This is a genomic window from Pseudomonas sp. RGM 3321 (assembly GCF_022836805.1).
Taxonomy (GTDB): Bacteria; Pseudomonadota; Gammaproteobacteria; order Pseudomonadales; family Pseudomonadaceae; genus Aquipseudomonas.
On record NZ_JALHBH010000076.1, the window covers coordinates 22031 to 33219 of the forward strand.

The following is an 11189-nucleotide window of genomic DNA, read 5'->3' on the forward strand; positions in this document are numbered from 1 at the left end:
GCTTTACATCCCGTCGTTGAATACTGCCTGCACTACTCATCAGGTCAGGAGTCGTTACATGAGCCGCGAAGTCAGACAGATCACCCCCGATGTACAGGAAATCATCCAGCACGCCTTGCGCTCGCTGCTGGGCAAAGGCTTCGTCATCGCGCTGTTCGGCAGCGAAGATGCAACCGGGGCCATGCACTACCACCTGCGCATCGACCACGACGCCACGGGGCTGGGCATCGAGCATCACGACCACGTCGAAGACGGCTTCATCGACGACATCTTCATGCTCGCTACCCGCATGAAAGCCATGCTCAAGCAACGCGAAACCCTGTCTCGCATGCATGGCGGCAGCCAGGCGACGGGTCAGGTGCGGCTGCTGACCTGGATCACCGAAGACAACAGCCAGACAGTCATGCAAACCGCCGAGGCTTCGGGGCGCGAGTGTTTGAGTGCGTTGCGAGAGCGCAGGCTGCGCGCTTGAGTAATGGGCGCCGCACCAACGATGCACCCGGTCTTGAGAGCAGCAGCCGCTTTGACCCTGCCCTTGAGTCGCAACGCGTATTTGCCGCCGGATGTGCTCGCGCCCTTCCCCGTGTACCGGGCAGGCAAGGTGGACAGCGCACCCTTTGCGCGGATTTGCGCCGACTACGGCAACCGTCTGGATACCTTGTTCACCCTTGAGCCCTTGCCATTTCGCAGGCAGAACGACGGCGACTACGAGATCCCGGCACTGACCTTGCGTCCTGAGCTTGCAGCGGGTCGGCAGGGACTGGGCATTCACCTGCGCGATCAGTGACCGATAACGAAAATGCCCTGCTTGTGCAGGGCCTCTTCATGCGTATTGCTTTTTGGCGGACTACTTCAGGTTGTTCTTGAAAAACTCGCCCAGCTTGTCGAACGGGATGAGATCGACCCGATCATAAAGATCCACATGCCCGGCCTCCGGCACGATGATCAATTGCTTGGGCTGGCCAGCCAGTTTGTACGCTTCCTCGCTGAACTCCAGCGAGTGCGCCTTTGAACCGGCGATGAACAACATCGGGCGTGGCGAGATGGTCGCGATGTCGTTGAACGGATAGAAGTTCATGAACTTGATGTTGCTGGTCAGCGTCGGGTGAGTGGTCAGCTCAGGCGACTGGCCTTCGGGTGTGAACTCGCCGCGTGGCGTGCGATAGAAATCGTAGAACTCGCGTTCGATCGGGGCGGATTTGTCAGTCAGCTTGTGTACGGTGCCGCTGGTATACGCGGTGTCCCCGCCACTATATTCCACGTCGCGCTGCAGTGCCGCCTGCTCAATGATCTTCTTGCGCTGAGCCAGGGTTTGCGAATGTTTCAGACCATTGCGATTGGCGGCCCCCATGTCGTACATGCTGACGGTGGCGATAGCTTTCATGCGCGGGTCGATCTTCGCGGCACTGATGACAAAGCTGCCACTGCCGCAGATGCCCAGGACCCCGATGCGATTCTTGTCCACAAAGGTCTGGGTGCCGAGAAAGTCCACTGCGGCGCTGAAGTCCTCGGCGTAGAGATCCGGTGAAACGGCGTTACGCGGCTGGCCTTCGCTGCCGCCCCAGAACGACAGGTCCAGCGACAAGGTGACAAACCCTTGTTCGGCCAGTTTCTGCGCGTACAGATTGGCGCTTTGCTCCTTCACCGCGCCCATCGGATGGCCGACGACGATCGCCGGAGCTTTAACGTTCGGGTTCGAGCCTTTGGGTATAAACAGATTGCCCGCGACTTTCATCTTGTACTGGTTGTTGAACAGCACTTTTTGCGCAACGACCTTGTCGCTTGTGTAGAAATTATCGGCACCGTGAGACATGTGTGCTCCTGTCGCAGCGTATGAGCTGATTAAAAGCCCAAGCATCAAAAGAATCTTTTTCATGGCGTGTTACCTCGTTGAGAAATTAACCCGCGTTTATCTGCCCGGCCCTGACCGGTGTTTTTTTCCTGCAGTAACGCGTTGTCGCGTGCCGTCCAGGCCAGCGCGGCCGAACACGCCAGTAACACGCCGCCGAATGCGAACGGGCTCCACCAACCGAGTCTGTCGAACAGCGCGCCGCCGATGCCGGCCCCGGCGGTGATCGCCAATTGAATGGTCGCCACCATCAGGCCGCCGCCTGCCTCGGCATCGTCGGGCAGCGTGCGGCTCAACCACAGGCCCCAGGCGACCGGTGCCGGCGTGGCAATCAGGCCCCAGACGGCAAGCACAATGGCGACGGTCTGAGGTGAGTGACCCATGCCGGTCAGCGCCACGGCCAGCACCGCCATCAGCAGCGGAATGGCGATCAGGCAGGCATACAGGCCTTTGTGCAGCAGCCTGCCGATCAGGTAGGTGCCGACCAGCCCGCTGGCGCCCAGCGCCAAAAGCATCAGGGACAGGGAGTTGACGCTGACCCCGGTGATCTCTTCCAGAAACGGGCGCAAATAGGTGAAGACGGCGAACTGGCCCATGAACAGCAACAGGATGGCGCCCATGCCGATGGCCACTTGCGGGTTACCCAGCAGGCGAAACGGGTTGCGTGCCCGCTTGCCCGGCTGGCTGCTCATTGCCGGAAGGCTCAGCCACTGCCAGGCAAACGCCAGAGCAGCGAGCGGAATAACCAGAAAAAACGCGCCACGCCAGCTAATGTATTGGCCCATGAAGCTGCCCAACGGCGCTGCCACTGTGGCCGCCAGCGCATTACCGCCGTTGATCAGTGCAAGGCCCTTGGAAACAGACTCTTCGGGCACCAGCTTCATTACGGTCGCCGTCGACATCGACCAGAAACCGCCAATAGCGACCCCGAGCAACGCACGGCCCGCCATGAACAACCAGCCGTTGGACGCCAGCGTGACGATCACGCCAGACACCAGCAACAACAGGCTGAAGCCCAGCAGGACAGGCTTGCGATCCAGATGCCCGGTGAGCGGCGTGTTCAGCAGGCTGGTCAGCACGGCAAAAAAGCCGGAGATCGAAATCGCCTGCCCTGCCTGCCCCTGACTGATGCCGAGGTCCTGCGCGATGGGTGTCAGCAGACTGACCGGCATGAACTCCGACGCAATCAGCACCACCACACACAGCGCCATCGAAAACACGGCGCCCCAGGCTGGCGGATGTGCTGTCGTCTCAGCCCCCTTTAGCGTTGAATCGAATGCTTGCATGCGTCCTGACCTGGCGATGTTGAAAATAGTCGGCACAGGTTAGGGCAATGGGATTAGGATTATTAGACACCATAATTTAAACGCGCTTGTGAGGAGGATTCAGTAATGAGTACCCCCAAACTCAACGATCTGCAAGCCTTCCTGCAGGTAGCACGCGATCAGAGCTTTACCAAGGCGGCCACCAAACTGGGCGTTACGCCTTCAGCCCTGAGCCACACCCTGCGCGGCCTTGAAGAGCGCATGGGCCTGCGCCTGCTGGCTAGAACCACCCGCAACGTGGCCCCGACCGAGGCCGGTGAACGGCTGATGCGTTCGATCGGGCCGCTGCTGGATCAGATTGCCGCAGAAGTCGAAGTGTTGGGCGAACTGCGTGACAAGCCCGCCGGCACCATTCGCATTACCTGCTCCGATGACGCCGCCGAAGGCATTATCCGGCCCATGCTTGCAGGGTTTCTCGCGCAGTACCCGGATATCCAGATCGAGATTTGCATCGACTACGGCTTCACCAATATTGTCAGCGAACGTTTCGATGCAGGCATCCGCCTGGGTGAATCCATCAGCAAGGACATGATTGCCGTGCGGCTGGGGCCTGACTGGCGCTTGTCAGTGGTTGGCTCGCCCGCCTACTTCAAGCGACACCCCGTTCCCCTTCAACCGCAGGAACTGACCCAGCACACCTGCATCAACATCCGCCACTCGCCGAACGGCAGCTGCTACGCGTGGGAGTTCGAAAAAGACAGTCGCAAGCTCAACATTCGGGTCAACGGGCAATTCACGTCGAACAGCATGATTCATGTGCTCAACGCCGCACTGGACGGCGTGGGCCTGGCCTACGTGCCGGACTCCATGGCCGAACCGCACATCGCCAGCGGCCGCCTGAAAGAAGTGCTGGTCGACTGGAGCCCGTATTTCGAAGGCTTTCACTTGTACTACCCGAACCGGCGACAGGCGTCGCCGGCGTTCAGTGCGTTTGTCGAGGCGGTGAGGTATCGGGGGTGATCAGGAGGCGACATTCAGATCCACCCATTGCGTTTGCAACCGACATCAGCGGCGCATCAGAAGTTGGGGTCGCTTCACAAAGCGGGTAAATCAATATAAATAAAATGCGGGTGCTTCACCACCAATTCGGACTGACTGGCACCCGCGTTATATTTAAAAGAGCCATAACAAAACAGATAGACTTTCTGGGCCAAATCAAACGTATTCAGCTGGTTCAGCAATGCGCGCCCGGCTGCTCCCACCTCAAAAACTTCTGACTTTAGCACGACAACCTTCGGAGCTTGCCCAAGGGCTTTCTCTTGTAGACCTAAATAAAAATCTCCCCCGACCTTATCTACGGAAATAACTGGAGCAGTAAATATCTTGGTGCCCACTTTCCCAAGAAATTTGGTGCTATTGAGCTCAAACGAGTAAAAAGCAGAATCATAGGTGCCTTCAGGGTTCCATGGTGCTTTCAAGGGATTGCGTTTTCTGGACTGCACCGTCATTTTCAGCCATGCCCTCGCAAACTTTCCCACCACCCCAGAATGACCTTCGCTGGTACCAAGACCCTCTCTGGAGCGCCCGCCAACCCCGGATCCTGACCGCAATTCACCATTGTTCGCAGGCTCAAGCAGACGTCCAGATGAGTTCACTGCTGCAGTGAGTGGATCTATCCATACCTGTGGAAACTCTTTTTTCACCGGGTTCGCTTTGAGCTGCGAGGATGCGCTGGTAGTTGTTGTAGATGAGGTTTGGGGCTTTCTATCACACCCCTCAGGGTGATGCCCCCGGAAGTGAGCAGAGGGTGAAGTTTTTCTGCCTGCTTTTTCCTTGTCTGGTATGACGATGCTTACCTTGACGCCACATGAGGAATTAGCACATTTCACTTTGACAGCATTATTGGCTGATACCGATGTCTTGTATAACTCTTCGATTTGGTCTATTCCGACTAACGCACCGGCATTTCCAAGACTTGGATGATCTTCTGTCAACAACGCTTGTTCATGCATATTTGAAATCCCTATAGAAATTTACTATATCTTCTATGATAGCCAGCATGGAATTCAACCCTTAGCGATATTGGAACAGGCCTCTCTGCCTGTTCCCTTTTTGAATTTGAATTCTAACGTATCGGCGGAACACGAGACAGAATGGCGGGATCAAAGAGTTCGACCGACCATCATGACAGCGATTATTGTGTGTCCTGTCATAAGGGGCTCGCTCCTTCTGATCCGTAAGTGCTTTAATCGCGCCCCCTCTTCGCTCAACGGGCCCGATGCTTTTATGGATATTCACTCGCTTTGGCTCAAGACCCAGGAACTCTGGGACATGCTCGATCAGCACCCGTGGGTACGCACCGGGCTGGCACTGGTCCTGTTGCTGACCGCAGCGCTGGTGCTTGGCCGCGTGGCGCGCTTTCTGGTGCTGTACGCCGTAAGGATGCTCGGCCGCCAGCCGTCCCTGCACTGGGTCAACGACTTCCGCCACAACAAGGTTTTCCATCGCCTGGCGCAGATGGTGCCGTCGCTGGTCATTCAGTTCGGCCTCACCCTGGTCCCAGGCCTGAGCACTGCGGGCCGGAACGTGATCGGCAACATCGCCATGGCGTTCACCATCCTGTTCATGACCCTGGCCATCGGCACCCTGCTCAATGCACTGCTGGAGATCTACGCGCGCACCGAACACGCCCGCACGCGCTCCATCAAGGGCTACGTGCAACTGTCGAAAATGATCCTGTACGTCTTCGCCGCGATCATCATCGTCGCCACCCTGATCGACCGCTCACCACTGCTACTGCTGTCCGGCCTCGGCGCCATGTCGGCGGTCATCCTGTTGGTCTACAAGGATACCCTGCTCTCCTTCGTCGCCAGTGTGCAGCTGACCAGCAACGACATGCTGCGCGTCGGCGACTGGATCGAAATGCCGCAAGTCGGCGCGGACGGCGACGTGGTGGACATCACCCTGCATACCGTCAAGGTGCAGAACTTCGACAAAACCATTGTCTCCATCCCGACCTGGCGGCTGATGTCCGAGTCGTTCCGCAACTGGCGCGGCATGCAGCAATCAGGCGGACGGCGCATCAAGCGCAGCCTGTTCATCGACGCCAGCGGCGTGCGCTTCGTCCGTGACGATGAAGAACAGCAGCTCATGCAAATCCACCTGCTCACCGACTACATCGGCCGCAAACAGGCCGAATTGCTCGGCTGGAACCAGGCACAAGGCAACGTCGCACAAATGTCCGCCAACCGCCGACGCATGACCAACATCGGCACCTTCCGCGCCTACGCCCTGGCGTACCTGAAAAGCCACGTCGACATCAACCCGAACATGACCTGCATGGTTCGCCAGCTGGAACCCACCTCGCAGGGCATCCCGCTGGAAATCTACTGCTTCACCCGCACGACGGTGTGGGTGGAGTACGAGCGGATACAGGGGGATATTTTCGATTACCTGATTACGGTGATGCCGGAGTTCGGGTTGAGTTTGTATCAGCAGCCTAGTGGGGCGGATATGCGGGTGGGGTTGCGGGGGGAGACTATGAGTCAAGTCACAGCTGACTGGACGAGAGAGCGTTGAGGTTGGGATTTGAAGGTTTTTGGAATGGGGTAGTGATTCCATCGCTCCCCGCTATCGTGATTTGGGGATATGGAACCGCTGAAGAGTTTTAGCCACTCAGTAGCTTTCTTTTTTGAGCTACACGCATGCGCATATCCAATCTGTTCAGCACATACGATCAAACATACCATTCAAACGTGTGCCGCCCGCGCGACATTGAGCAGTGTCGCAATCGAAATCCAAGCATCACATAACCAACGGAAAGCAAACTAGCAAATTCTATACATTAGCCATGTGGGGCGTGGCAACGACCATACTAATTTTTCGGTTATGTCGCTGCGCGCCTATCGCTTAATCCTACATCGAAGAGAGAACAGTCATGGGACTATGTATTTCAAAACATTCTAGCAGCAGCTACAGTGATAGCGATCGCTGGGAAGTGCCTGTAAACCCTTCAAACGTCAGGTCTGCATCCAGTCATCAAACGGCATCTGCGAGCGATAGAGCCTCAGACAAGGTGGACGAACGTCCTGCAAAATTTTCTCATTTTCAACTCGCGCGGTGCGGCGAAGATTATACTCTTAGTATGGTTTCTTTAGCAGCTTATCAAGCAGAAAGACGGCATCGCGGTAATTTAATAAAGGATCGTAGTCAATCCGCACTTCCCTGGGTGCAGGTATATCACTCTGAAACAGGCCTGGATTACAGTTTCCAGATTGACAGAACCACGACTGTCAAAGTGGCCGGATTCAACTACAATGTCCCCAATGATGGAGGGACTCGGCATTTATACAGTGCCGGCACGAGCCAGGTAAATATGCCTGTCATCACAGACAACATGAGTGCGTGCATTGCTGTCGCGTGTGCGGCGGAAAATGTAGATGCCGGCACGGGTGAACGTAGGCCGGGGGCGAAAGTTCGCGTATTCCATCTGCTCCCTTTTCGTCGCGAAGACCTTATGCCAGAACAAGTTTTAGCCTCTGTGCGCGATTATCTGCGGGATATTAAGGAACAGGGGCTAACAATGCGAGTAGCTCTGCATGGAGGAAATAAAGAGGGTGATTTCTCAGTCAGCACTGCGGAGGCATTGAAAAGCCTGTTTGCTGATGAAGGAATCCCGCTTGAATTCGACGAAACTTGTGCAAACCGAACATCTGAAACACTGCTTGGCGCCGTTATTCTTAATGACAACTCGACTCAATTCATAAAGCATTTGGTCGCTTTATGACACGATACTGCAGCTGTCGGCAGCGCTTCGATTTTGCCCGAACAGTTCGTAGACGAACCCGCTTGGGGGGGGTTAGAGCCCGACGTCGCCAGCAATTGTCGTAGTAGCAAGAGTGAGGTGTCCTTTTTTAAAACGGATTTCTCCCGCTCAAGACGGGCGATCCGGGCTTCCAGTTTCTGGATTTTCTGCTGCTCTGGCGTCAGGGCTTTGCTCTGCGGGGTTACGCCATTGCGCTCCTGCTAGAGCTGGCTCACCCAGCCACGCAGCGCAGACTCGACAAATCCCAGCGAACGTGAGGCCACGATGTGGCTGTAGCCTTGATCAAGCACGAGGCCTGCTGCCTCACGCTTGAACTCAGTGGAAAAGTTACGGCGTTGTTTGGTCATCAGACACCTCTATCTGGCGATATTCTCGCCTAAATGAGTGTCCGGAATCATTAGACCACTACAGCTTCGCGCCAAAGGTTTCACCCACAAAGGAAAATAAACGGCAATGGGCTTGTTCAGTCGATTGTTCGGCGATCGCTTCACACAACCCCCACCCGATGAACCACGGTTGAGCGATGCCGCAATTATGCGTGAGCTTTATCCATTCGGTGCGCAACTGAAAACGTTCACCCAAGCCCTGTTGGCGCGGCTGCCTGAAAAGGAACGTGCGCGTCTCGTGAAAAGGGTGTCGCGCTATTACAACCTAGGTGAAGATCCGGCCACCGCGTTGGTCAGTGGTCTTTCGGACGCTTAGAAAGGCCAGTTACCCAATAATCTGGTTCTCATGGCCATGGACGTGCACGGCTTCGATGATTTCAAGTACTTGGCACCGAAACTGATTGAAGCAAGCGGCATTGACCAAGTTTATGCCTACAAGCTGGAAGAGACGCCATCATTGATGCAAGTGCTTATCGATTTCGATCAATGGCTGACCGGGTTCGGTAAGCGCTTTCTGCATATGGATACAGACGGCGCCGATTATGTGGGTTGCATCATTGAGCAAGATTGCGTCGAAAACCTGATAGCGCTGGCTAAGCAGGCTGGCATCGACGCACGGCTCGATCCCTTTTGAGACATGTTGGCTGACCGCTATCGGTCAAGAGCGGACGTCTATGGAAAGCGCTCATAAGCTTCGATAAACTCCACGCCTACGTTTCAAGGATGGATTTGAAATTGCGCCGGTTTTTAGTTGCTCTATACCTTTGCGTTGCAGCATTTCTTTTTGTCACCCTCAGCATTACATTCTGGCGTAGCCCATATAGCCTCACTGTGTTGATTGCCTCAGCCTATGAAGATGGGCTCGTCATTGGCAAAAATCCTGGCAAAGCCATGGTTTGGTATTCACGCGCCGCAGAAAATGGCGATCCTGTTTCTCAGTATAAGCTCGGCCTCATTCATTTCTATGGACGTGGTGTTGATATTGATAGAGCCAAAGGCCTTCAGTGGGTGACTGAGTCGGCCAAACGCGGGAACGCTGATGCCGAGTATTTTATGGGCGTCGCAATCACTGCTGGCGTAGCGACTGAGACAGATTTTGGCCAAGCGGCGAGGTGGTTCAGCAAGGCCGCTGAGCAAGGTCATATTAAAGCTCAACAAAAGCTCGCTTCTCTTTATTTCAACGGCAGCGGCGTTGAAAAAGACGATCAGGAAGCTTTCAAATGGGCCAGCAGGGCAAGTGCTCAAGGCGATGCGGAGGCCAAACTACTTCTGGCTACACTGTATTTCTATGGCAAAGGTACTCAGCTAGATCCACAACACGCAGTGAAACTGCTCACCGAAGCGGCCAACTCCGGGAACAGCCTTGCATACGAAATGTTGGGAGCGTCCACTCTACATGGCACTGGTGTTCTCAAAAATCCTTCCGCCGCATTGCAATGGTATACCCGTGCTGCCGAGGAAGGCAGGGTTAACGCTCAATTCGTCCTTGGCTACCTATACAGCAGTGGCGGTGATGTCGCGTTCAATTACTCACTGGCGAACCATTGGTTTTTAAAGGCCGCAAAACAAGGAAACGCGCCCGCAATTGTCGCACTCGCCTTTCATCTCGATAATGGGCAGGGTTTCGAACGTAACAAGGTCAAGGCGTGCGGACTATTTCGTGTGGCGCTGAAACGCGAGCTACCAAACAATATGGCAGAGGACCTCCGAGTGCAGCTTAAAGAGGAAGAAAAAGCGCTTTCGGCGCAGCAACTGGCTGACGTATCTGTCTGGGAAGCCCTTTATTCGAGCCCTAAGGGCTTAAGCGAACTAGAAGGTGATGTAACGGAGGTTACTACTTCACCCAACTCGTGAATACCGCTGGTGCTTGAGACACTTGGAAAGCTCTCAGAGGACACAAAGGCCTCTTTCAACAGACTCAGCAGCCAGCGTTAGCCAGTCAGCCTTCCAATGGATATTTATCGTTGCTGCAGGTTCCAATTCAACGCTGATCTCCTTGGCTTGAGCTTTTACTAGCTGATTTTTATAACGATTCATTTTTTTACTCAGCGTGTAATCAGTTCTCTGTAGCTGATTATATGCAGGGTGTCCAAGGTCCGCTTCTGGTATGTCGTCTCCCAAGTTTACGAAAACGATTTCTTTAGGCACCTAAAGGCCAGCAGTGATTGGGAGGGATCGTCGGGGAGGGTCTACTATCGAGCCGAAGCAGACATTAACAGCAGGCCAGACCAAAAGAGAGTTCGAAAGTCAGACCTTCCTAGCCCAGTCGCTACTACTACCCATCAGAATCGATCTTTTCCCATGGGCCTGAATATCGAAAGAGAAGCCCTAGAATACTGGGTACGCGGGATAGCCTCTGGTTAGCCGAAATGCAGTTATGGCGCTGGCTTGGTCGAGGCGCACATACGTGAATGGTGCCTCAAGAATGATCAGAATTTCTGAGCGCTTCGGCGTTAGATCTAATGGACCATAACCGCCATCCCGCCAGCCAAAGGTTTCGGTTCCCATCTGCGGATACCGCAAAGGCATTATTAGTGCGTACGCCTGCGGGGAGTGGCTTTCACGAACCAAGCCTTGGTGAAGCCCCCGGCTTGGCCTTTCGAGTCGTCATCCCGCGCTCTGCCCTTGCCATACCTATGTGGACAGGGCTTCAGGAGTAATCAGCCAACGCACTACCCCCACACAAACCTACGCCATTTCCTACAAACAATTAAGGCCTGAAGGCGCAGACAATAGACTGACCTTGCCCCCGAGAAACGTATCCCTTAACCCGGCGTCGGGGTCGAGTATCTAGGGTTGTTGCCTTTGCCAGTTCTGCTCGTATTGCATCGGACTTACGTAATGCAGCGTCGAGTGCAGGCGCT

General features: G+C 55.1%; 11 protein-coding genes and 2 pseudogenes. 8 read left to right on the forward strand and 5 right to left on the reverse strand.

Annotation, left to right across the window (positions count from 1 at the left end):
• The first annotated feature begins 58 nt into the window (after nt 1–58).
• The gene (locus tag RGM3321_RS00920; RefSeq protein ID WP_244391172.1) at nt 59–472 is read left to right on the forward strand and encodes a hypothetical protein; all 414 of its coding nucleotides are present in this window, start codon (nt 59–61) and stop codon (nt 470–472) included.
• 90 nt (nt 473–562) lie between these two features.
• Nucleotides 563–787: pseudogene (locus RGM3321_RS00925) on the forward strand (flavodoxin family protein); the annotation flags it as partial.
• A gap of 60 nt (nt 788–847) precedes the next feature.
• Here RGM3321_RS00925 and RGM3321_RS00930 read toward each other — a convergent pair.
• On the reverse strand, nt 848–1876 hold the full coding sequence (locus RGM3321_RS00930) for an alpha/beta hydrolase (RefSeq protein WP_244391174.1): 1029 nt from the start codon (nt 1874–1876) through the stop codon (nt 848–850).
• Entirely contained in the window at nt 1873–3135 is a 1263-nt protein-coding gene (locus RGM3321_RS00935) for an MFS transporter (RefSeq protein ID WP_244391175.1), read from the reverse strand. Before RGM3321_RS00935 ends, RGM3321_RS00930 begins: the two co-directional genes overlap by 4 nt.
• Nucleotides 3136–3240: 105 nt before the next feature.
• Between RGM3321_RS00935 and RGM3321_RS00940 the strand changes: the two genes are divergently transcribed.
• Nucleotides 3241–4134, forward strand: a complete 894-nt coding sequence (locus RGM3321_RS00940; RefSeq protein WP_244391176.1) for a LysR family transcriptional regulator — start codon at nt 3241–3243, stop codon at nt 4132–4134.
• Between the two features lie 74 nt (nt 4135–4208).
• Here the strand turns inward: RGM3321_RS00940 and RGM3321_RS00945 are convergent, their stop codons facing one another.
• The gene (locus tag RGM3321_RS00945) at nt 4209–5126 is read right to left on the reverse strand and encodes a hypothetical protein (protein WP_244391177.1); all 918 of its coding nucleotides are present in this window, start codon (nt 5124–5126) and stop codon (nt 4209–4211) included.
• 274 nt (nt 5127–5400) lie between these two features.
• On the opposite strand from RGM3321_RS00945, the gene RGM3321_RS00950 reads away from it, so the two are divergent.
• A complete protein-coding gene (locus RGM3321_RS00950) occupies nt 5401–6693 on the forward strand; it encodes a mechanosensitive ion channel family protein (RefSeq protein WP_244391178.1) in 1293 nt (430 codons plus the stop codon).
• A gap of 565 nt (nt 6694–7258) precedes the next feature.
• A complete protein-coding gene (gene xopAF / locus RGM3321_RS00955; RefSeq protein WP_347880957.1) occupies nt 7259–7900 on the forward strand; it encodes a XopAF/AvrXv3 family type III secretion system effector in 642 nt (213 codons plus the stop codon).
• 122 nt (nt 7901–8022) lie between these two features.
• Here xopAF and RGM3321_RS00960 read toward each other — a convergent pair.
• Nucleotides 8023–8286 (reverse strand): annotated as a pseudogene (locus RGM3321_RS00960) (transposase); the annotation flags it as partial.
• A gap of 106 nt (nt 8287–8392) precedes the next feature.
• Here RGM3321_RS00960 and RGM3321_RS00965 point away from each other — a divergent pair.
• From RGM3321_RS00965 to RGM3321_RS00975, 3 genes are all read left to right on the forward strand, one after another.
• Entirely contained in the window at nt 8393–8641 is a 249-nt protein-coding gene (locus tag RGM3321_RS00965) for a hypothetical protein (protein WP_244391180.1), read from the forward strand.
• Nucleotides 8642–8671: 30 nt separating this feature from the next.
• A complete protein-coding gene (locus tag RGM3321_RS00970) occupies nt 8672–8959 on the forward strand; it encodes a hypothetical protein (protein WP_244391181.1) in 288 nt (95 codons plus the stop codon).
• Between the two features lie 89 nt (nt 8960–9048).
• Nucleotides 9049–10179 carry an SEL1-like repeat protein gene (locus tag RGM3321_RS00975; RefSeq protein WP_244391182.1) on the forward strand — a complete coding sequence of 377 codons (1131 nt, stop codon included), beginning with the start codon at nt 9049–9051 and terminating at the stop codon, nt 10177–10179.
• Between the two features lie 33 nt (nt 10180–10212).
• Here the strand turns inward: RGM3321_RS00975 and RGM3321_RS00980 are convergent, their stop codons facing one another.
• On the reverse strand, nt 10213–10473 hold the full coding sequence (locus RGM3321_RS00980) for a hypothetical protein (RefSeq protein ID WP_244391183.1): 261 nt from the start codon (nt 10471–10473) through the stop codon (nt 10213–10215).
• Nucleotides 10474–11189 lie beyond the last annotated feature (716 nt).

Excerpts from the sequence above, each read along its gene's own strand:
- RGM3321_RS00970 (WP_244391181.1), top strand. The coding sequence starts at position 8,672 with ATGGCCATGGACGTGCACGGCTTCGATGATTTCAAGTACTTGGCACCG.
- RGM3321_RS00975 (WP_244391182.1), top strand. The coding sequence starts at position 9,049 with ATGGATTTGAAATTGCGCCGGTTTTTAGTTGCTCTATACCTTTGCGTT.
- xopAF (WP_347880957.1), top strand. The coding sequence starts at position 7,259 with ATGGTTTCTTTAGCAGCTTATCAAGCAGAAAGACGGCATCGCGGTAAT.
- RGM3321_RS00930 (WP_244391174.1), bottom strand. The coding sequence starts at position 1,876 with ATGAAAAAGATTCTTTTGATGCTTGGGCTTTTAATCAGCTCATACGCT.
- RGM3321_RS00940 (WP_244391176.1), top strand. The coding sequence starts at position 3,241 with ATGAGTACCCCCAAACTCAACGATCTGCAAGCCTTCCTGCAGGTAGCA.
- RGM3321_RS00950 (WP_244391178.1), top strand. The coding sequence starts at position 5,401 with ATGGATATTCACTCGCTTTGGCTCAAGACCCAGGAACTCTGGGACATG.
- RGM3321_RS00920 (WP_244391172.1), top strand. The coding sequence starts at position 59 with ATGAGCCGCGAAGTCAGACAGATCACCCCCGATGTACAGGAAATCATC.
- RGM3321_RS00965 (WP_244391180.1), top strand. The coding sequence starts at position 8,393 with ATGGGCTTGTTCAGTCGATTGTTCGGCGATCGCTTCACACAACCCCCA.
- RGM3321_RS00935 (WP_244391175.1), bottom strand. The coding sequence starts at position 3,135 with ATGCAAGCATTCGATTCAACGCTAAAGGGGGCTGAGACGACAGCACAT.
- RGM3321_RS00945 (WP_244391177.1), bottom strand. The coding sequence starts at position 5,126 with ATGCATGAACAAGCGTTGTTGACAGAAGATCATCCAAGTCTTGGAAAT.